Below are 18,931 nucleotides of genomic sequence, written 5' to 3' on the forward strand. Positions count from 1 at the left end.
ATGATTTATATTTCCGCTGTTGGCATGGTCAACGCGCTGGGCAACTCGCCTGATATGATTGCCGCGAACCTGGTGGCAGGCGTGGCGCCGGGTATGCACGCCCGGACCGGCTGGTTGCAGGACTCACCCGGAGCCGTTCTGGGCGGCGTTGAAGGCGAATTGCCGCCCATCCCGGACACCTTCTCCGCACACCGCACCCGCAATAACCAGCTGCTGCTGGCCGCGCTGGCGCAGATTCAGCCAGCCGTCGACGAGGCTATCGCCCGCGTCGGTCGCGATCGCGTGGCCGTGGTGCTGGGGACCAGCACCTCCGGGCTGGATGAAGGCGATGAGCACGTACAGCGCATGACCCATGGCGAAGCGAGCACGCGCTGGCAGTACCCGCAGCAGGAGCTTGGCGATCCGTCCCGCTTCTTCGCCAACTGGCTTCAGCTCGAAGGCCCAGCCTATACGATTTCAACAGCCTGCTCTTCCAGCGCGCGGGCGATGATCGGCGGCAAACGTCTGATCGAAGCCGGGCTGGTTGACATCGCCATCGTCGGCGGAGCAGATACCCTGAGCCGGATGCCCGTCAACGGCTTTAACAGCCTTGAATCCTTCTCCCCTACGCTCTGCGAACCGTTTGGTCGCGACCGCAAGGGGATCACCATCGGAGAAGCCGCCGCGCTGATGGTATTGAGCCGCGAGCCCGCCGACGTGGCGCTGCTCGGGACGGGTGAATCCAGCGATGCGTACCATATTTCCGCCCCGCATCCGCAGGGCGAAGGGGCGATAAGGGCGATTACTCAGGCGCTTAACGAAGCGGGCATGCAGCCGGAGGATATCGGCTACATCAACCTGCACGGCACGGCCACGCCGCTTAACGATCAGATTGAATCGCAGGTGGTACACGATCTCTTCGGGGAAAGCGTGCCGTGCAGCTCAACCAAACACCTTACCGGCCATACGCTGGGCGCTGCCGGTATTACCGAAGCGGCCCTGAGCTGGCTGATTCTTTCGCGCGATCTACCGTTGCCGCCGCAGGACTTCGCCCGCTACGCGCCCGACGACACGCTGGCGCCGTGCGGCCTGCTGCACCGGCACATCGCGCTGAAAAAGCCGGTTATTCTGTCTAACTCGTTCGCGTTTGGCGGCAACAACGCCAGCATTCTGCTGGGGAGAGCCTCATGAGCTACTTATCACCCGAAGCCTATCTGCCGCACGAGGCGCCGATGATGCTGCTGGGGTCCGTAGAGAAAGTTACGGACGAGATGGCGGTCTGCCGCGTGGCAGTCAACGGGCAAAGCGTGCTGGCGCCGTTTCTCAATGCCGATGGCGACCTGCCGGGCTGGTACGCGCTTGAGCTAATGGCGCAGACCGTTGGCGTCTGGTCAGGCTGGCATCGTCAGCAGCAGGGGCAGGAACATATCGCGCTGGGCATGGTGCTCGGCGCGCGCGAGCTGGTCTGCGCCAGCGGGCATTTCGCCGCAGGCCTGACGCTGGACATTACCGTTAAGCTGCTGATGCAGGACGAACGCTTCGGCAGTTTTGAATGCGCAATTTCCGCTAATGAAGAGACGCTGGCCACGGGCCGGGTCAATACCTTCCAGCCGAGCGCAGAAGAATTAACATCGCTATTTAATCAGGGATCTAACGCATGAGTCGTTCCGTACTGGTCACAGGGGCCAGCAAAGGCATAGGGCGCGCCATTGCCCGCCAGCTTGCCGCCGACGGGTTTACCGTAGGCGTGCATTACCATCGTGATGCCGCAGGCGCGCAGGAGACGCTGGACGCCATCACGCAGGCGGGTGGTAACGGTCGTCTACTCGCCTTTGATGTGGGCAACCGCGAACAGTGCCGCGAGGTGCTGGAGCAGGAGATTGAAACCCATGGCGCATGGTATGGCGTTGTCAGCAACGCCGGAATTACCCGCGACGGCGCCTTTCCGGCGCTGAGCGAAGACGACTGGGACAGCGTGATCCACACCAATCTCGACAGTTTTTATAACGTCATTCACCCCTGCATTATGCCGATGATTGGCACCCGTAAAGGAGGACGCATTATCACCTTATCGTCCGTGTCCGGCGTGATGGGTAACCGCGGGCAGGTGAACTACAGCGCGGCAAAAGCGGGCATTATCGGCGCCACCAAAGCGCTGGCGATTGAGCTGGCAAAACGCAAAATCACCGTGAACTGCATTGCACCGGGGCTGATTGATACCGGCATGATTGAGATGGAAGAAGCCGCGCTGAAGGAAGCGATGTCCATCATTCCAATGAAACGTATGGGCCAGGCTGAAGAAGTCGCCGGGCTGGCAAGCTATCTGATGTCGGATATTGCGGGCTACGTTACCCGCCAGGTCATTTCCATTAACGGAGGAATGCTATGACGCGTCGCGTGGTGATTACGGGCATGGGCGGCGTGACCGCCTTTGGCGAAAACTGGCAATCCGTGTCCAGCAGGCTGCTGGCGTATGAAAACGCGGTGCGTAAAATGCCGGAATGGCAGGTCTATGATGGCCTGCATACCCTGCTCGGCGCGCCGATCGATGATTTCACGCTGCCGGAACACTATACCCGCAAGCGTATTCGCGCCATGGGCCGGGTGTCGCTGATGTCGACACGCGCCACCGAGCTGGCGCTGGAGCAGGCGGGGCTGATTGGCGAAGCGGTGCTCACCAATGGTCAAACGGGTATCGCCTACGGTTCTTCGACAGGCAGCACCGGCCCGGTCAGCGAATTCGCCACCATGCTTACCGAAAAGCACACCAATAACATCACCGGGACAACCTACGTCCAGATGATGCCGCACACGACCGCGGTGAATACCGGCCTGTTCTTTGGATTGCGCGGCCGCGTGATCCCGACGTCGAGCGCGTGTACCTCCGGCAGCCAGGCGATTGGCTATGCCTGGGAGGCGATTCGCCACGGGTATCAAACCGTGATGGTCGCGGGTGGCGCTGAGGAGCTGTGTCCGTCTGAAGCAGCGGTGTTTGACACGCTGTTTGCCACCAGCCAGCGTAACGACGAACCCAAAACCACCCCTTCACCGTTCGATACGCAGCGCGATGGTCTGGTCATTGGGGAAGGCGCTGGCACCCTGATTCTGGAAGAGCTGGAGCACGCCAGAGCGCGCGGGGCCACAATCTATGGCGAGATCGTGGGCTTTGCCACCAACTGTGACGCGGCCCATATCACCCAGCCTCAGCGTGACACCATGCAGATTTGCATGGAGCAGTCGCTGGCCATGGCGGGATTAAGCGCCCGGGATATAGGGTATATTTCCGCGCACGGTACCGCCACCGATCGCGGCGATATCGCCGAAAGCCAGGCCACTGCCGCTATCTACGGTGATAACGTGCCGGTTTCCTCGCTGAAGAGCTATTTTGGCCATACGCTTGGGGCCTGTGGCGCGCTGGAAGCGTGGATGAGCCTGCAGATGATGCGTGAAGGCTGGTTTGCCCCGACGCTCAATTTAACGCAGCCGGATGAGCAATGCGGTGCTTTAGATTATATTATGGGAGAAGCCCGTCAGATTGACTGCGAGTATTTGCAGAGCAATAACTTCGCGTTTGGCGGCATCAATACCTCGATTATCATTAAACGCTGGGCGTAACTATGTACCAGTTTGTACTGGGAAAAATCTCCACCCTTTGCGCGGACCCGCTGGCGTCAACGCTCGCAGACAGGGCGCCTCAGGGTGCCCAACAAGCCTCCTGGCTGGCCGGGAGGACGCTGCTCGCGAGAACGTTATCCCCTCACCCACTCCCCGACATTATTTACGGCGAGCAGGGGAAACCGGCCTTTGCGGAGGGTCATCCGCTGTGGTTTAACCTGAGCCACAGCGGTGACGATATCGCCCTGCTGATGAGCGATGAAGGCGAAGTCGGCTGTGATATCGAAGTGATTCGCCCCAGGAAAAACTGGCAGGCGCTGGCGAATGCGGTCTTCAGCATGACGGAGCATGATGAGCTTGAGCGCGAAGCGCCAGAGGAACGGCTTGCCGCCTTCTGGCGCATCTGGACGCGAAAAGAGGCGATCATAAAGCAGCGCGGCGGCAGCGCCTGGCAGATTGTCAGCATCGACAGCACGGCGCAGACGCACGCGGTCAGCCAGCTACAGGTCGGTTCGCTGAGCCTTGCCGTCTGTACATCGACCCCTTACACCCTGACCCACGAATCGATTATTCACGTCGGGACGTTCGGGGCAGAAAAATCACTAACACACCCAGAATAATAAACCCGACCCCCACCAACCCGTGCCAGGAGAAGCGTTCTCCCCAGCCGGGCAGCAGGATCGCCGCGGCCCACACCAGGATGTAGCTAAGACTCAGCAAGGCATACGCTTTGCTGAGCGCCATACGATGCAGCGCCAGATACCAGCAGCCCATGGAGGCCACATACCCCATCAACCCCAGCAGCAGCGCCCCCGTGCCGGATGAGAAGTGCCACAGCGCGGAAATAAGCGCCAGAACATCGCTGACCGGCGGCAGTGCCTGCATGGCCTCGCGCAGCAACAGCTGCGCCGCGCTGACTAACAGCACGCTGCATAAGGCCCAGAAAGTCCCTTTCACAGGCTCCCTCCCAGGATAACAATCCCCATGATGATGAACCCCACCCCCAGCCAGTGATGCGACGCGACGTTTTCACGCCAGAATATCCTGGCCGCGAGCGTCACCCAGACAAAATTGAGGCTCAGCATAGGGTACGCGATGCCGACAGGCAGGCGTTGCAGCACCACCAGCCAGACCAGCATCCCGCTGCCCAGCGCCAGCAGTGCCAGACCAAGCCACAGCGCGATGTGCGTCCCGCGCCGCCCGGCTTTCGCCGGACGGGTGGCCTGTTTCTGGCACAGCTGCCCAGCGCAGCTGAGCAGGCTTGCCAGTATCAGCCAGATCCAGGTCATCACTTCGGCAGGTACTCCAGCAAGGCCAGACGCCCCTGGATATAGAGATTGTCCGGCTGCGGTAAATTCGCCCGTGAAATATCGTCGCGTTTTGAGAGCAGCATGACCAGCGACACGCGCCCCTGCTGACGATGCGCTGCCAGCCACTGCGCGAAGTCGTCCTCACTGACAAAACGATCTTTCACATCGGGATAATCCAGCCCGTAGCGCAGTTCGCCGCTCTGACCAAACAGCGTGATGTCATTGCGCTTCAGCTCCCACGCCAGGCCCGCGGCCACGCCTACGTTATTGGCGAGTACGAATCGGCTCTCCTGCAGCGGCTCGCGCACGGTATCGACCAGCGACTGCGGCTGTTTGGAATCCACCACCAGGTTAGGAATAGCAAAACCAATCAGCAGCGCCAGGCCTGCTGGACACAGAGCCGCCAGCCACCATCGCTGCTGGCTCTGCCGGAACGTAAACCAGCCTACCGCGGCCCAGATGAGGAACGCGACCACCGCGCAGAACACTTTATACAGTTCGACCGAGGTCCAGACCGGATGCTTAGAAAGCCCCCACGGCGAGACCACCAGCGCGGCCACCACGCCGATAACGCCAAACGCCAGGTTAATTCCGCCGTTAATGCGTAACGCTCTGGCGCCTTTCTCCGCCGCGAGGCAGGCATAGCGCGCCATCAGGATAGCAAGAGGGGCAAAGCAGGGCAGGATATAGGTCGGCAGCTTGCCTTTGGCGATGCTGAAGAACAGCAGCGGCATCACCACCCAACCCAGCAGATAGAACCCACCGCCCGCGTTTTGTCTGTCATTCCAGCCGAGACGAAACGCGCCGGGCAGCAGCGCCAGCCACGGCAGGCTGCCCGCAATCAGGAACGGTATGTAGTACCAGAACGGGGCTTTATGCTGCGCGTCGCTCTGGGCAAAACGCTGAATATGTTCCACCCAGAAGAAGTAACGCCAGAAGTCAGGCTCGCGCTGCGCAATGGCCAGCCCCCATGGCAGAACAATCAGCACGCAGCTCAGGATCGCGAGCCAGCCAAAAATCAGCACCTCTTTCCAGCGCTTCTGGGCGATCGCCCACGGCAGCACGCCAATCACCGGTACCGCCAGCGCCAGGAAGCCTTTGGTCATCACCCCCATCCCGCAGGCCAGCCCAAGCAGCACATAGCCGCCCGCTTTTCCGGCAACGGTTTGGGCCTGTGATGCGAGCCAGAAGCTGCACATCGCCGCCACCAGCCACAGGGTGATGATAGGATCCAGTACCGCATACGTGCCGATGCCATACACCAGGAACAGGGTCAGGAAGATCAGCCCGGAGAAAATGGCGGTCCGCTTATCCCGCCAGAGACGCCAGGCCATCCAGATGACCAGCAGCGCGGCTAAGCCGGTAGAGAAGATAGACCCGGCGCGCACGGCGAGGTTCGTGTGCCCGAACAGCATCTGTCCGATGCTGTTGATCCAGTAGCCGGCAATCGGCTTTTCAAAGTAACGCAGCCCCAGAAAATGCGGGACTACCCAGTCTCCGGAGGCCAGCATTTCGCGGCTGATTTCCGCATAGCGCGTTTCATCAGGCTGCCAGAGCAGGCGGATATCGACCGGAATGAGGTAGTAAACGATAAACAGTGCGAGAAGCGCTAAGCCATAACGGGCTGTTTTCATGGGGCCGGACTCACGATTTGTTGATAGCCAAGCCAGCCTTCCCGGCCAGCCATTTCATTACGGACAACTTTGCCTACTGGCAGGGTGCTGAGGTCGTCTGGCAGCAGCTCGCTCAACGGGCAGAATTCGATGCCCTCCTGAGCGGCCATGGTCAGCAGTTCGTCGAAATCATGCTGATACGCAATCCCTTCCACTTCGGCATGGATGGTATACACCGGCGTGCCGGCGTCACGATGAATGCGGTCCAGAATGTAGCGATTGAACTCATTCGCTTTCACCTCGCGCCCGACCACTTCATCCCAGGTAGGAAGCGTGACCGGAATTTGCACCGTTCCGTAGCGATTTTCGCCTAACAGCGGTAAAAAGGGCCCGGTTCCGCGGCAATCGCTGTTGTAGCGAAACGCGAAGGCCTCTTTAGCTTTCACCACGCGCTGATCCGCACGCCATCCCGCCACGGCGGAGCAGCGCACGGGCTGACCGATAATGGCCTCCAGCTCCAGCATTCCACGCTCGACCTCACGGGACAGGCGCGGGATATCCCAAACGCCCGCCCAGGCTTGCCAGGCATGGTGATCCCAGGCGTGCAGCCCCACCTCATGATGCTGCGCCGCCTCACGGATAACCGCTTCATTACCCGCGCCGATGCGTCTGCCGGGCCAGGCGGTGCCTGCCAGCAAAATATCCCAGCCGTAGAGGGATGCTGCGCGCGAGCGCAGCATTTTGAACAGAAATGCCGGTTTAATCAGACGCCATAAATGGCGCCCCATGTTGTCAGGCCCCACGCTGAAGAAAATGCTGGAGCGCACGCCGTGCTTGCTCAGCAGTTCCAGCAGTTTGGGTACGCCGTCACGCGTTCCCCTGAAGGTGTCGACATCAATGCGTAAACCGACTTTTTTCATGAGACCTGTTCCGACAGCTCCACGGTGCGCAGGAAGAAATCGAGCGTTTCATCAATGGTCTGCTCCATCTTCACCGTCGGCGTCCAGTTCAGGCAGCGCTTCGCGTTGCGAATGCTTGGCTTACGGTGCTCAACGTCCTGGTAGCCCTTACCATAGTAGCTGCTGCTTTCCACTTCGCGGAAACCGGCAAACGGCGGGAATTTATCGCGCAGCGGATGGCGCTCAAAGCTGGCCAGCAGCATCTCGGCCAGCTCGCGAATGCTCGCTTCGTTGTCCGGGTTACCGATGTTAATGATTTCACCGTTGCAGCGGTTATCTTTGTTTTCGATGATGCGGAACAGCGCTTCGATACCGTCGCTGATATCCGTAAAGCAGCGTTTCTGTTTCCCGCCTTCGATAAGCTTGATTGGCGAGCCTTCCACCAGGTTCAGGATCAGCTGGGTGATTGCACGGGAGCTGCCGATACGCGCCGCGTTCAGGTTATCCAGACGTGGCCCCATCCAGTTGAACGGACGGAACAGGGTAAAGCGCAGGCCCTCTTTCTCACCGTAGGCCCAAATCACGCGGTCCAGCAGCTGTTTGGAGACGGAGTAAATCCAGCGCTGTTTGTTGATCGGCCCGACCACCAGGTTAGAGGTGTCTTCATCGAAGTTCTTATCGGTACACATGCCGTACACTTCAGAGGTGGACGGGAAGATGATGCGCTTGTCGTATTTCACGCAGTCGCGGATGATCTTCAGGTTCTCTTCGAAGTCCAGTTCGAACACGCGCAGCGGGTTACGGGTGTACTCAATCGGGGTGGCAATGGCGACCAGCGGCAGCACCACGTCGCATTTTTTAATATGGTATTCAATCCACTCGGAATGGATGCTGATGTCCCCTTCCACGAAGTGGAAGCGCGGGTTGTCGAGGAAACGGCTGATTGCATCCGCGCCAATATCCAGGCCGTAGATTTCGTAGTTATCGTCCTTGAGCAGACGTTCGGTCAGGTGGTTACCGATAAAGCCGTTCACGCCGAGGATCAGCACGCGGGTGCGGCGTTTGATGGCAACAACCGGGGCGCTGGTGATCAGCGCCCCGGCCACCAGGCCCAGAGACTGCGCCAGCTGGGTGCCCTGAACGTACAGGCCGTTGTCGGTTTGTCCTGTGACGATCTCCAGCGCCTGCTCGCCGCAGCTCACAATCAGCGGGGAGACGGAGACGACGGTGCCCGGTTTAGCGGCCGGGATGTCGTCACGCACGCGGGATTTCCAGACGATGAATTTGCTTACGCCCGCAAAGCTGTAGGCGCCCGGCCACGGATCGGTTACGGCGCGTACCAGGTTGTGCAGCTGGCGGGCCGGTTTATTCCAGTCCAGACGACCATCTTCCGGCGCGCGGCGGCCAAAGCAGCTTGCCTTGCTCTCGTCCTGTGCGGTTTCGCTGAAGTTACCGTTAAGGATGCCCGGCAGCGCATCACGCAGCAGCGTCTGTGCCGTCGCGTTCAGCTTTTGATGCAGCTGCAGCGCGGTATCGTTCGCATCAATAGCGACCTTCTGCTGTGCCACGATAGCGCCCGCATCCGCACGGCGTACCATGCGGTGCAGCGTCACGCCCGTTTCCGTTTCACCGTTCACCAGCACCCAGTTCAGCGGGGCGCGGCCACGGTAGGCGGGCAGCAGAGAACCATGAAGATTAAAGGCGCCTTTTGCGGCCAGGCCTAAGATCTCGTCGCAGATCAGGTTGCGATAGTAGAACGAGAAGATGACGTCAGGCGCGAGGGCGCGAATGCGCTCCACCCACAGCGGGTGGTTGACGTCGTCCGGCGCATAAACCGGAATTCCACGCTCGGCGGCGATACGCGCCACGGAGCCGAAAAAGTTGTTCTCTCCAGCCGTGTCCGGATGGGTAAAGATTGCCGCAATGTCATAGCCCGCTTCCAGCAGGGCCAGCGTGCCCGTGCACCCCATATCGTGATAGGCAAATACAACAGCTTTCATGGGTGAATTTCCTCTTGAGATGCTTTGTTTTCCTGACGGACAACACGTTGAATAAAGTAGCGCGGACGCGCGCGAACGTCGTTATAGATACGGCCAATGTATTCACCGAGGAGACCCATCCCGACAAACTGGGCGCCGATGAACATAAACAGCACGGCAAAGAGCATGAAGACCCCTTCCGCCGCCCACTGCGGACCAAAGACCAGTCGCAGTACCACCAGCAGAACGGACAGCCCAAAACCGGCAACGGCGATGATGCTGCCGAAAACGCTCAGCAGACGCAGCGGCGTGGTGGTCAGGCAGGTGATGAGGTCGTACATCAGGTTGATGAGACGCATAAAGCTGTACTTCGATTCCCCGTGCTCGCGCTCGGCGTGCAGGACCGGGATTTCAGTTGCCTTACGGGCAAAGGTATTCGCCAGAATCGGAATGAAGGTGCTGCGCTCATGGCAATGCAGCATGGCGTCGACAATATGGCGGCGGTAGGCGCGCAGCATGCAGCCGTAATCGCCCATCGCTTTACCGGTCGTGCGCTGGATCAGACGGTTGATGGTACGCGAGGCGAGCTTACGGAACAGGCTGTCCTGGCGGTTCTGACGTACCGTGCCGACCACGTCATAGCCTTCGTCGGCTTTGGCAACCAGGCGCGGGATCTCTTCCGGCGGGTTCTGCAGGTCCGCGTCCAGGGTGATGATTAGATCGCCCGTGACGTGGCTAAACCCCGCCATAATCGCCGAGTGCTGGCCGTAGTTGCGGTTGAGCAGCACGGCCACAATGTGGCTGCCTTCAGCCTGTGCGGCTTCGGTCAGCATCAGCGCGGAATTGTCGCTACTGCCATCATCCACGAGCAGAATTTCGTAGGCTTTGCCCATCGTGTCGCAGGCGGCCGTTGTACGGCGGATCAGTTCGGGCAGGCTCTCCTGCTCGTTGTAAACCGGGATTACCACGGAAACTTTTTGTACAGGCGGTGCACTGAACATATCAATGTCCTGCAAGCTGATGGAGTGCGGTAATGACGCGGGTTGTGTCGTCATGAGTCATGTCCGGGAAAAGAGGGAGAGAACAAATACGCGCGCTATTCCATTCAGAATTCGGGAGCGATACATCAGGAAAACGCTCGCGGTAGTATTTTTGGGTGTGCGCCGCGCGGAAGTGGAGACCGGTACCGATCCCTTTCTCTTTCAGCGCCGACATCAGGTTGTCGCGTGAGATCCCGCAGCGCGCTTCATCAACGCGAATAATAAACAGGTGCCAGGCGTGCACGTGCGGCCATGACGGGATGGTGAGCGGCTGGAACGGCGTATCGGCAAGCTCCCGCAGGTAGCGTTCAGCGATTTCCTGGCGGCGCCTGTTGGCCTCTTTCAGTTTGCCTAACTGCACCAGCGCCAGCGCGGCGTTGATGTCCGCCAGGTTGTATTTATAGCCCGGTGCGATCACTTCCGCCTGCGGCGCGCGGCCGTGCGTCTGACGATCATAGGCGTCTACGCCGAGGCCATGGAATTTCAGACTGCGGATCCGCTGTGCCAGCTGGGCATTATCGGTGACCACCAGGCCGCCTTCCGCGCAGGTCATGTTTTTAATGGCGTGGAAGGAGAAAATTGCCGTTCCCTTCCAGCCAACGTGACGGTTTTTGTAGTACGTTCCGGCGGCATGGGCCGCATCTTCAATCACCGGAATACCGTGACGTTCACCAATGGCGTGAATGGCGTCGATTTCACACGGCGCGCCGGCATAGTGAACGGGAATAATGGCTTTGGTACGCGAAGTAATAGCGGCTTCCACGGCTTCTGGCGTCACCATTAATGTGTCTTTATCCACATCAATCATGACCGGCGTGGCGCCCAGCAATACGATCATATTCAGCGTGGAGACCCAGGTCTGGGAGGGGGTAATGACTTCATCGCCCGGGCCAATATCCAGCGCCATCAGCGTGACGTGCATTCCCGCGGTGGCGGAACAGACGGCAATTGCGTGTTGATTCCCGGTAAGCTGACAGAATGCCTCTTCGAGTTCCTGATTCTTAGGCCCAGTGGTGATCCAGCCCGACATCAAAACGTCCTGAAGCGCCGCAATTTCCTCAGCGCCCATCGACGGTCGCGAAAAAGGCAGAAAATCACTCATTATTAATTTCCTTGCAATCAAAATGGCACGTTTTTGATATTAACCAAATGCTGGCCCGTTTATTTCAACGAACCATAAACTTATATCAAAGTATCTCTCTTTCCTTAGGGAAAAATTAAGACAGCGTTTACAACGCTATAAGACAACTAGCAGCCAATTGAAAAACAACAAGTTAATTTAATATTAAATATTTTTGATGTGATCTTCCGCAACATTTTGAAATGGGATGATTTAAACCATACATCAACAAACAAAAAAAATCCCGGCCATTTCAAAATAATATGAAATAGCCGGGAACTTTTCTTTTTAGTTAATTGTCGCGCTTATTACAGGTTATCTGGAAAGTTTTTCGGTAATTCACTGGCCGCGCAGGCGATAACGCTTTCATTATTTGCACCGCAGTCGCGCACAAAGGTGATCGTGGCAAACTCATCAATCACTTCCGTTGGATACGCCGGGCCCGCATCGCGATAGCTATTCATCAGCGGAATATGGTCGTTCTGGAAGCAGACGGTTTTTTCCGGGTTGTTCATGACCCAGCGTGGGAAGAAGATGGTGCCGTGGAACAGTTTGTCGCCCAGGTTCACAATCAGGCTGACGTCGGTGCCGGTTGGCTCGGTCCAGGAAATTTTATAGATGCTCTCCCCTACCCGCACGATGTAAGCCTGCTGATCTTTCACCCAACGGTTGGCTACCAGACCGCTGTGAATACGGTAATCAAGCGTGGTCTCATTTTTGACGTAAATCTCGTAGTTCCAGCCGTTATCGTAGGTATATACAAGATGTTTACCAACAAAGCCGCTTAAGTCGTGTTTGTCGAAGGTGTTCATAAGATGTCTCCTTTGTTTTGATGAGACGATCGTACCCCTTCAAAAAATGAATGAATAACGCTATGTTTTAATCAAATTAATCCAAATTTTAGATAAATCATGCATAAGACGACGCTTGAACAATGGTCTTTACTGGCGAAAGTGGTCGAAGCGGGCAGCTTTGCCAAAGCCGCGGAAGAAACGCACCGCAGCCAGTCTTCGGTGAGCTATAACCTGTCGCTGCTGCAGGAGCGGCTGGGCGTGGCGCTCCTGGTGCCGGAAGGACGACGGGCGGTGTTAACGCCGGCAGGAGAACTGCTGCTCAACCAGGTTAAACCGCTGCTGAAAGCCTTTTCGTACGTTGAGACGCGCGCAGCGACCCTTCGCAACGGAATGCGCACGCGGCTGGATCTGGTGGTGGACTCCATTTTCCCGCGCCGCCGCCTGTTCGCTATTCTTCGTGAGTTCCAGCAGCAGTATCCGCAGACCCAGGTCCGTCTGACCGAGGTGCTGGAAAATACCCGCGCCGATGCCATTAACGACGAAGCCGATGTGTTGGTCTTAACCCGCCGCCAGGATATTACCGGGCTCGGCGAATGGCTGATGAATATCGACTTTGTTGCCGTGGCCCATCATCAGCATCCCCTCTTTCACCTCGACGCGCCGCTTAACGACGACATGCTACGCCCGTGGCCGCTTATCCAGATTGCGGACAGCCAGCCCGCCGCGCGCGCGGCCGGCGAGTCGTGGACCTTTTCCACCATCGATGCCGCCATAGAGGCCGTGGTCTCTCAGGTCGGCTACGGCTGGCTGCCAGAGGAACGCATCCAGACCCAGCTGGATCAGGGCGTGCTGAAACGCCTGCCGCTGAGCCACGGCGCACGCAGAGCAACGCCGCTACACCTGATTGTAAAGCGCTCTCTCGCCCCGCTTGATGAACAGGTTGAGACGCTATTGCGCCTTTTTAGCCAGGAGCCACCATCCTCACCTGCTACGCTTTAAGGTCCGAACGTTAAAACGATAAGGAGCAGATGATGAAAATCGACTTTGCGGGGAAAGTGGCGCTGGTAACCGCCTCAACCGGCGGGATCGGATTCGCCATTGCCAGAGGTCTGGCAGAAAGCGGTGCGGAAGTGATCGTCAATGGCCGGAGCACGGAATCGGTGAATAGAGGCATTCAGCAGCTGCAGCAGGTAGTGCCTGGCGTACAGGTGCGCGCCGCGATTGCCGATCTCAGCACGGCGGAAGGGGTGGAATCACTTCTGAAGGTGGCGAATAACGTCGATATTCTGGTCAACAACGCCGGGATTTACGGCCCTCAGGATTTTTATGCCACCGACGATGAGACCTGGGAGCGTTACTGGCAGACCAACGTGATGTCCGGCGTACGCCTGTCCCGCGCCCTGCTGCCGGGCATGGTGCAGAAAGGCTGGGGACGCGTGGTGTTTATCTCGTCCGAGTCGGCCTGCAATATTCCGGCAGATATGATCCACTACGGCGTGACCAAAACGGCGCAGCTCTCGCTGGCGCGCGGGCTGGCGAAGTTCGTGGCGGGAAGCGGCGTGACGGTCAACAGCGTCTTGCCGGGGCCAACGATGTCGGACGGTTTCGCAGAGATGATGAAAGATGAAATCGAAAAAACCGGCAAATCGCTGGAGCAGCTGGCGAAAGAGTTTGTGATGGCCAACCGCCCCAGCTCGGTTATCCAGCGCGCTGCCACGGTTGAAGAGGTGGCCAATATGGTGATTTATGTCTGTTCGACCCAGGCCTCCGCCACCTCGGGCGCGGCGCTGCGCGTCGACGGTGGCGTCGTGGATGACATCATCTGATGCTGTCAGGCCGCGCTGCCTGCGACCCGACGAGCGGTAATATAGTGTGCTTGCCAGTAATCATCCGTCAGGGTTGAAACCGTTACGCCCTGGCTGCTTGAGGCGTGAATAAACTGGCTGTCGCCAATATAAACACCAACGTGCTTGCGGTTCGGACCCGTCTGGAAGAATACCAGGTCTCCGGGCCTCAGGCGGTATTGCGCCACCTGCACGCCGCGATGGATTTGCTCGTGCGTCGTGCGGGGTAAATTCAGGTGTGCCGCATCGCTGAACAGATGCTGCATCAGCGCGGAACAATCCACCCCGCGATGCGTGGTTCCGCCCCACCGGTACTGGGTGCCTTTCCATTTCTGGTATTGATCGAGAATACGCGAGCGCAGCGGGCCTGTTTCCTGATGCACCAGCGCAGATTTCGCCGGTGATACTGCCAGCTCACTGTTCATCGATACCATCGACGCGGGAAGTTGAAAGCTAAACGCAGAAAACGAAGCAAAACTAAACGTGAGGATTGAAATAAGCGATCTAAGAGTCATATCAAGAAAGAAGTAGTGAGTGAATTTTTCCTTACCTGTGGGGTTCAATGGGTTCCCCTAAATATCTTGCGATGTGGCGATAATATAGACAGGTCGTTTTTTCGCCAATCCTTATCGAGGCCAAAAATAGACTGACTTTGAGATCGCAAGATCGAGAAAAAAATGGTGGGGATATAAGGACTGTCCAGCTAAAGCAGGTAAACTGATCCGCAGAATGTGTATTTCAGCTAAGACGTATTTATGACCAATATGATTGCCGACGAGACGGTGGCAAAATCTAACGTGCTCTCTGTCTTTGACTTTGACGGGACGTTAACGCACCACGACAGCTTTATTCCTTTCCTGCGTTTTGCCTTCGGTAAACGTTACTTCGCGGGCCGCCTGGTGCGCATGGCGCTGCCCACGCTCCACTGCGTGCGTCGCAAGCTGACGCGCGATGAGCTGAAGGAAGTGCTGATTAAAACGTTCCTGACGGGCGTGGATGAACACTGGTTGCGCCAGCAGGCGGAAGCGTTTTGCGAAAAATACTGGAACAAGCTGATGCGTCCCGAAGGGGTTCTGGCGGTGGCGGCTGAGGTGAATTCCGGTGCGGAAGTGACCATCTGTTCCGCATCCCCGGCGCTGGTGCTCCAGCCGTGGGCTGACAAACTGGGCATTAAGCTGATTGGCACGCAGCTGGAAGTGAAAGACGGCAAGCTGACGGGGCGCATCACGGGCAATAACTGCCGCTGCGCCCAGAAGGTGGCCAGGCTGGAAAAAGTGTATGGCGATCTCAACGCCTATCACCTGCGCGCCTGGGGAGACACCCGCGGCGACCACGAGCTGCTGGCGGCGGCGCAGGATCCTCACTGGCGGCACTTCCATCACCCGCGCAAGCGTCGGAATTCACCGATTAAGGGTTAGGTGCGGTCTGGTGCCCTCACCCCGGCCCTCTCCCACAGGGAGAGGGAGAAAAACGATGCATCAGGCCTCACGTTTTCCCGGGAACATCACGCTCGCAATAATTCCCAGCGCCAGCACGCCCAATACCACAAACAGGCTGGCCGTTGCGCCAATGCTGTAACCGTGATGCCAGAAGTGATCGGTGGCATTTAACCCCAGCTTGAACGCCACGAAGAACAGCAGAAGCACCACCGCTTTCTCGAGATGCACCAGATACTGCTTCAGCGCTTCCAGCACGAAGTAAAGCGTACGCAGGCCAAGAATGGCGAACATCATGGCGCTGTAGATAATCAGCGGTTCGCGGCTCACGGCAATAATGGCCGGCACGGAGTCAAACGCGAACATCACGTCAGAGAGTTCGACGACGGCCACGCAAAGTAATAGCGGCGTCGCATAGCGCTTCGCCTTCTTCACGCGTCCGACCATCACGTCCTGGTTTTCCGGCTTTTCAAGCTCCGCATCCACCTCTTTCTGCGTCAGAATAAAGGCATTGCTGCTGATTTTTGGCCAGACCGGATAGAAGCGCTTCACCAGACGATAGGCGAGATGACCCGAGTAATCTTCCACTTCGTCACTCTCTTCATTGCGTCGGAGCATCATCACCGCCGTCCAGCCGACGATCAGCGCGAAAATAACCTCAACGTACGGCCCAAGGCTTAGCAGGCTGGTCCCGATAGCCACAAAGATGCCGCGGAAGACAATTGCCCCCAGCACGCCCCAGTAGAGCACGCGGTGACGGTACTTATCCGGCACGCCGAACCAGGCGAAGATCGCCATCATCACGAACAGGTTATCGACGGAAAGCACCTCTTCCAGCGCGTAGCCGGTGAGGAACAGGCTCGCCATCTCGGCGCCGTGGTGAACGTACAGGAACCCGGCGAAGGCCATCGCCATCATGACCCAGAAAACGGACCACATCGCCGCGCTTTTCAGCGAGATCGGTTTATCGTGACGGTGCATAAAGAGGTCGATAAACATCGCCCCAACGGCCATCACCACAAAGACAACAACGGTTTCAGTCGGGAAACCGAGATGAGCAGCAGACATACAAAACCCTTTTGGCAGACAAAACACAACACCATGCAAACTGGCGTAAACCAGGAACAGAAAAGGGTGGGCTGTTAATCAGCCTTTTCACCCTCAAAGCCGCAGCCCTGTCGGCTACGTAAAGAGGGGTGTACTTTACCTTACCAGGCGGGGATCGCGCATCTGCCGTTTAGGCGCTCATTCCGCGCAAGCGCTGCAGCACCGCCACCAGAACCGCTACAGACCAGCCCACCATCAACGCGCCCACCAGCCCCTCCACCCCGCCGATGAGCCGCCAGTGCTGGGGTAACGTGACGTCGCCGTACCCTACCGTCGCATAGCTCACCAGTGAAAAGTAGAAGCTGGTGTTCCAGTCATTAAACGCGTCGATGACAAAATAAAACGCCGCAAACAGTCCGGCCTCAAGGAGATGGGCGAAGATCATAGAGATCACGATACCGACATTGCGTAAAACAATGCGTACCGCAGAATCGACGTCTAATTTAATGAATTTTAAAACGCCAAACATCCACAGCGAATGAATCACCACGGTTAGGGTAAGCAAAATAATAATACTGAGTAGCTGCATGATGCGTGCTCTGACCAAAGGGAGTATGGCCCCGCGAGCGCGGCGAGGCATCTGGTCGAAGCTTAGTTGAATGGAGAGGAAAAGTTGGTGCAATAATTGCGTTGCGTGATTATTTCTCTAGCGACACGACCAGCTTGCGGCTGGTTAGCAGCTGAAAACGCTATATCCGCAGCGCACTATCTGTGAGTCACCTCTTATTTACATCATTTAAACCTTCCATTAACTGGATAAAAATAACGCGCCGTCGCTATAGTGGTTTTGTTTAATAAAACTAAGTTGTACCTAATAAAACAAAGAACACACCCTGCGAGGATACAATGACAGAACATTTACGTAACGGCGCGACCGCCACCGAGGACATAGAAAGAGAGACGATGCGGAAGGTGATCTGGCGTATTCTCCCGTTTCTGATTGTCAGTTACCTGGTCTCCATTATCGATCGCGGGAATATCGGCATGGCTTCGCTGCAGATGAATGAGGACCTTGGCCTCAGCAAAGCGGCGTTTGGCTTCGCCAGCAGCCTTTACTTCGTGGCCTATTTTTTGTTTGAGGTACCCAGTAATCTGGCCATGCAGAAAGTCGGCGCCCGGCTGTGGATCCCGCGCATTATGATCAGCTGGGGCATCGTCTCCATGGGCATGGCGCTGGTTCAAAACACCACGTCGCTCTATATCGTCCGTTTTCTTCTCGGGGCAGCGGAAGCAGGCTTCTTCCCAGGCGTCGTGCTTTATCTGACCTGGTGGATCCCTTCCCGCTACCGCGCGCGCATTATTGCGTCCTTTATGGTCGCCATCCCGCTCGCTAACTTCATCGGTTCCCCGCTTTCAGGGTTGATACTGTCGCTGGATGGCTGGCTGGGTCTTCGCGGCTGGCATCTGCTGTTCATCATTGAAGGCTTACCTGCGGTGCTGCTGGGTATTGCGGCCTGGTTTATTCTCCGGGATCGCCCTCATCAGGCGAAATGGCTGAGCAATGAACAGAAAAAGTGGCTGGAAACCACGCTGGAAACCGAGCGGAGCCAGCAAAAGAACATTGGGCATCAGACGACGTGGCAGTTGCTGAAGCATCGCCAAATCTGGCTGATGGCGCTGATTTACGCGGGCGCATCGTCCGCGGGCACCACCATCAGCGTCTGGTCTCCTCAACTGCTGAAATCCTTCCATCTCGATAATCTTGAGACAGGTCTGCTTAACGCCATTCCTTACGGCCTGGCATCGGTTCTGATGATTGTCTGGGGACGACATTCCGATCGCACCAACGAACGCCGCTGGCATACCGCGCTGACGCTGTTCATGATTGCTGCGGGCGTGTTCGCTGCCTTTGTAAGCGTCTCGCTCTTTGCCACTATCGTGATCCTGAGCATTATCCTGACGGGTGCGTATTCTATGAAAGGACCTTTCTGGGCGCTGGCATCCGGATGGATGAGCAGCTCCTCGGCAGCGGCGGGGCTGGCCGCGATTGGCGCCATCGCGAACCTGATTGGCGGGGCGGTAATGGTAAATGCATACGGCATGATCAGCGAGAGAACGGGCAGCTACACGCTGGCTATGCTTCCGCTAGCCGCGCTTTGCCTGGCCGGGGGTATCGCGGTGCTCATTATGGGACGGCAGGCCCGCAACGCTCAGCTACACGAAAAACAGGTCACACATTAGTGATGACAGAAGCG

General features: G+C 57.6%; 20 protein-coding genes. 9 read left to right on the forward strand and 11 right to left on the reverse strand.

Annotated features, from left to right (window positions below):
• Genes KGP22_RS20935 through acpT form a run of 5 tightly spaced genes read left to right on the forward strand, consistent with a single transcriptional unit; the run spans position 1 to position 4,214 of the window.
• Positions 1 to 1,170 carry a beta-ketoacyl-[acyl-carrier-protein] synthase family protein gene (locus KGP22_RS20935; protein ID WP_223580675.1) on the forward strand — a complete coding sequence of 390 codons (1,170 nt, stop codon included), beginning with the start codon at positions 1 to 3 and terminating at the stop codon, positions 1,168 to 1,170.
• Positions 1,167 to 1,640, forward strand: coding sequence for a 3-hydroxy-fatty acyl-ACP dehydratase (locus KGP22_RS20940; RefSeq protein ID WP_115876830.1), 474 nt, complete (start codon positions 1,167 to 1,169; stop codon positions 1,638 to 1,640). The genes KGP22_RS20935 and KGP22_RS20940 overlap by 4 nt, the downstream gene beginning before the upstream one ends.
• Positions 1,637 to 2,368, forward strand: a complete 732-nt coding sequence (locus tag KGP22_RS20945; protein WP_111963734.1) for a 3-ketoacyl-ACP reductase FabG2 — start codon at positions 1,637 to 1,639, stop codon at positions 2,366 to 2,368. The genes KGP22_RS20940 and KGP22_RS20945 overlap by 4 nt, the downstream gene beginning before the upstream one ends.
• Positions 2,365 to 3,594, forward strand: a complete 1,230-nt coding sequence (locus KGP22_RS20950; RefSeq protein ID WP_136195958.1) for a beta-ketoacyl-ACP synthase — start codon at positions 2,365 to 2,367, stop codon at positions 3,592 to 3,594. The genes KGP22_RS20945 and KGP22_RS20950 overlap by 4 nt, the downstream gene beginning before the upstream one ends.
• A 2-nt stretch (positions 3,595 to 3,596) precedes the next feature.
• Positions 3,597 to 4,214 (forward strand): 4'-phosphopantetheinyl transferase AcpT, encoded by a 618-nt coding sequence (gene acpT / locus KGP22_RS20955; protein ID WP_149367173.1) that lies wholly within the window; start codon positions 3,597 to 3,599, stop codon positions 4,212 to 4,214.
• On the opposite strand, the gene arnF is transcribed toward acpT, so the two are convergent.
• The 8 genes from arnF to KGP22_RS20995 all read right to left on the reverse strand — a co-directional run bounded on the left by arnF (position 4,162) and on the right by KGP22_RS20995 (position 12,367).
• The gene (gene arnF, locus KGP22_RS20960; RefSeq protein WP_127732535.1) at positions 4,162 to 4,551 is read right to left on the reverse strand and encodes a 4-amino-4-deoxy-L-arabinose-phosphoundecaprenol flippase subunit ArnF; all 390 of its coding nucleotides are present in this window, start codon (positions 4,549 to 4,551) and stop codon (positions 4,162 to 4,164) included. The genes acpT and arnF overlap by 53 nt on opposite strands.
• Positions 4,548 to 4,883, reverse strand: a complete 336-nt coding sequence (gene arnE, locus KGP22_RS20965; protein WP_223582496.1) for a 4-amino-4-deoxy-L-arabinose-phosphoundecaprenol flippase subunit ArnE — start codon at positions 4,881 to 4,883, stop codon at positions 4,548 to 4,550. The genes arnF and arnE overlap by 4 nt, the downstream gene beginning before the upstream one ends.
• Positions 4,883 to 6,538, reverse strand: a complete 1,656-nt coding sequence (gene arnT / locus KGP22_RS20970) for a lipid IV(A) 4-amino-4-deoxy-L-arabinosyltransferase (RefSeq protein WP_223580678.1) — start codon at positions 6,536 to 6,538, stop codon at positions 4,883 to 4,885. Before arnT ends, arnE begins: the two co-directional genes overlap by 1 nt.
• Positions 6,535 to 7,437 carry a 4-deoxy-4-formamido-L-arabinose-phosphoundecaprenol deformylase gene (gene arnD / locus KGP22_RS20975; protein WP_223580680.1) on the reverse strand — a complete coding sequence of 301 codons (903 nt, stop codon included), beginning with the start codon at positions 7,435 to 7,437 and terminating at the stop codon, positions 6,535 to 6,537. Before arnD ends, arnT begins: the two co-directional genes overlap by 4 nt.
• Positions 7,434 to 9,416, reverse strand: a complete 1,983-nt coding sequence (gene arnA, locus KGP22_RS20980) for a bifunctional UDP-4-amino-4-deoxy-L-arabinose formyltransferase/UDP-glucuronic acid oxidase ArnA (protein WP_223580682.1) — start codon at positions 9,414 to 9,416, stop codon at positions 7,434 to 7,436. Before arnA ends, arnD begins: the two co-directional genes overlap by 4 nt.
• Positions 9,413 to 10,396 carry an undecaprenyl-phosphate 4-deoxy-4-formamido-L-arabinose transferase gene (gene arnC, locus KGP22_RS20985; RefSeq protein WP_149367193.1) on the reverse strand — a complete coding sequence of 328 codons (984 nt, stop codon included), beginning with the start codon at positions 10,394 to 10,396 and terminating at the stop codon, positions 9,413 to 9,415. Before arnC ends, arnA begins: the two co-directional genes overlap by 4 nt.
• Before the next feature lies 1 nt (position 10,397).
• Positions 10,398 to 11,537, reverse strand: a complete 1,140-nt coding sequence (arnB, locus tag KGP22_RS20990) for a UDP-4-amino-4-deoxy-L-arabinose aminotransferase (RefSeq protein WP_223580684.1) — start codon at positions 11,535 to 11,537, stop codon at positions 10,398 to 10,400.
• A gap of 326 nt (positions 11,538 to 11,863) precedes the next feature.
• Positions 11,864 to 12,367 carry a phenolic acid decarboxylase gene (locus tag KGP22_RS20995; RefSeq protein ID WP_008503103.1) on the reverse strand — a complete coding sequence of 168 codons (504 nt, stop codon included), beginning with the start codon at positions 12,365 to 12,367 and terminating at the stop codon, positions 11,864 to 11,866.
• 99 nt (positions 12,368 to 12,466) lie between these two features.
• On the opposite strand from KGP22_RS20995, the gene KGP22_RS21000 reads away from it, so the two are divergent.
• Together KGP22_RS21000 and KGP22_RS21005 are read left to right on the forward strand one after the other, a co-directional pair.
• Positions 12,467 to 13,348 (forward strand): LysR family transcriptional regulator, encoded by an 882-nt coding sequence (locus KGP22_RS21000; RefSeq protein WP_223580686.1) that lies wholly within the window; start codon positions 12,467 to 12,469, stop codon positions 13,346 to 13,348.
• A gap of 32 nt (positions 13,349 to 13,380) precedes the next feature.
• Positions 13,381 to 14,175 carry an SDR family NAD(P)-dependent oxidoreductase gene (locus KGP22_RS21005; RefSeq protein ID WP_115876820.1) on the forward strand — a complete coding sequence of 265 codons (795 nt, stop codon included), beginning with the start codon at positions 13,381 to 13,383 and terminating at the stop codon, positions 14,173 to 14,175.
• A gap of 5 nt (positions 14,176 to 14,180) precedes the next feature.
• On the opposite strand, the gene KGP22_RS21010 is transcribed toward KGP22_RS21005, so the two are convergent.
• On the reverse strand, positions 14,181 to 14,627 hold the full coding sequence (locus tag KGP22_RS21010; RefSeq protein ID WP_223580688.1) for an NlpC/P60 family protein: 447 nt from the start codon (positions 14,625 to 14,627) through the stop codon (positions 14,181 to 14,183).
• A gap of 321 nt (positions 14,628 to 14,948) precedes the next feature.
• Between KGP22_RS21010 and KGP22_RS21015 the strand changes: the two genes are divergently transcribed.
• Positions 14,949 to 15,611, forward strand: a complete 663-nt coding sequence (locus tag KGP22_RS21015) for an HAD family hydrolase (RefSeq protein WP_111963721.1) — start codon at positions 14,949 to 14,951, stop codon at positions 15,609 to 15,611.
• 60 nt (positions 15,612 to 15,671) lie between these two features.
• On the opposite strand, the gene KGP22_RS21020 is transcribed toward KGP22_RS21015, so the two are convergent.
• Complete coding sequence (locus tag KGP22_RS21020; RefSeq protein ID WP_223580690.1) at positions 15,672 to 16,697, reverse strand: TerC/Alx family metal homeostasis membrane protein; 1,026 nt, start codon at positions 16,695 to 16,697, stop codon at positions 15,672 to 15,674.
• Between the two features lie 169 nt (positions 16,698 to 16,866).
• Entirely contained in the window at positions 16,867 to 17,265 is a 399-nt protein-coding gene (locus KGP22_RS21025) for a potassium channel family protein (RefSeq protein ID WP_115876818.1), read from the reverse strand.
• A 317-nt stretch (positions 17,266 to 17,582) separates the two neighbouring features.
• On the opposite strand from KGP22_RS21025, the gene KGP22_RS21030 reads away from it, so the two are divergent.
• Complete coding sequence (locus KGP22_RS21030) at positions 17,583 to 18,917, forward strand: MFS transporter (RefSeq protein WP_149367181.1); 1,335 nt, start codon at positions 17,583 to 17,585, stop codon at positions 18,915 to 18,917.
• Positions 18,918 to 18,931 lie beyond the last annotated feature (14 nt).

This window comes from Enterobacter sp. JBIWA005 (assembly GCF_019968805.1).
Classification (GTDB): Bacteria; Pseudomonadota; Gammaproteobacteria; order Enterobacterales; family Enterobacteriaceae; genus Enterobacter; species Enterobacter vonholyi.

Coding starts and splice junctions, on each gene's coding strand:
- KGP22_RS20935 (WP_223580675.1), top strand. CDS start 1: ATGATTTATATTTCCGCTGTTGGCATGGTCAACGCGCTGGGCAACTCG.
- KGP22_RS20940 (WP_115876830.1), top strand. CDS start 1,167: ATGAGCTACTTATCACCCGAAGCCTATCTGCCGCACGAGGCGCCGATG.
- KGP22_RS20945 (WP_111963734.1), top strand. CDS start 1,637: ATGAGTCGTTCCGTACTGGTCACAGGGGCCAGCAAAGGCATAGGGCGC.
- KGP22_RS20950 (WP_136195958.1), top strand. CDS start 2,365: ATGACGCGTCGCGTGGTGATTACGGGCATGGGCGGCGTGACCGCCTTT.
- acpT (WP_149367173.1), top strand. CDS start 3,597: ATGTACCAGTTTGTACTGGGAAAAATCTCCACCCTTTGCGCGGACCCG.
- arnE (WP_223582496.1), bottom strand. CDS start 4,883: ATGACCTGGATCTGGCTGATACTGGCAAGCCTGCTCAGCTGCGCTGGG.
- arnT (WP_223580678.1), bottom strand. CDS start 6,538: ATGAAAACAGCCCGTTATGGCTTAGCGCTTCTCGCACTGTTTATCGTT.
- arnD (WP_223580680.1), bottom strand. CDS start 7,437: ATGAAAAAAGTCGGTTTACGCATTGATGTCGACACCTTCAGGGGAACG.
- arnA (WP_223580682.1), bottom strand. CDS start 9,416: ATGAAAGCTGTTGTATTTGCCTATCACGATATGGGGTGCACGGGCACG.
- arnC (WP_149367193.1), bottom strand. CDS start 10,396: ATGTTCAGTGCACCGCCTGTACAAAAAGTTTCCGTGGTAATCCCGGTT.
- arnB (WP_223580684.1), bottom strand. CDS start 11,537: ATGAGTGATTTTCTGCCTTTTTCGCGACCGTCGATGGGCGCTGAGGAA.
- KGP22_RS20995 (WP_008503103.1), bottom strand. CDS start 12,367: ATGAACACCTTCGACAAACACGACTTAAGCGGCTTTGTTGGTAAACAT.
- KGP22_RS21000 (WP_223580686.1), top strand. CDS start 12,467: ATGCATAAGACGACGCTTGAACAATGGTCTTTACTGGCGAAAGTGGTC.
- KGP22_RS21005 (WP_115876820.1), top strand. CDS start 13,381: ATGAAAATCGACTTTGCGGGGAAAGTGGCGCTGGTAACCGCCTCAACC.
- KGP22_RS21010 (WP_223580688.1), bottom strand. CDS start 14,627: ATGGTATCGATGAACAGTGAGCTGGCAGTATCACCGGCGAAATCTGCG.
- KGP22_RS21015 (WP_111963721.1), top strand. CDS start 14,949: ATGACCAATATGATTGCCGACGAGACGGTGGCAAAATCTAACGTGCTC.
- KGP22_RS21020 (WP_223580690.1), bottom strand. CDS start 16,697: ATGTCTGCTGCTCATCTCGGTTTCCCGACTGAAACCGTTGTTGTCTTT.
- KGP22_RS21025 (WP_115876818.1), bottom strand. CDS start 17,265: ATGCAGCTACTCAGTATTATTATTTTGCTTACCCTAACCGTGGTGATT.
- KGP22_RS21030 (WP_149367181.1), top strand. CDS start 17,583: ATGACAGAACATTTACGTAACGGCGCGACCGCCACCGAGGACATAGAA.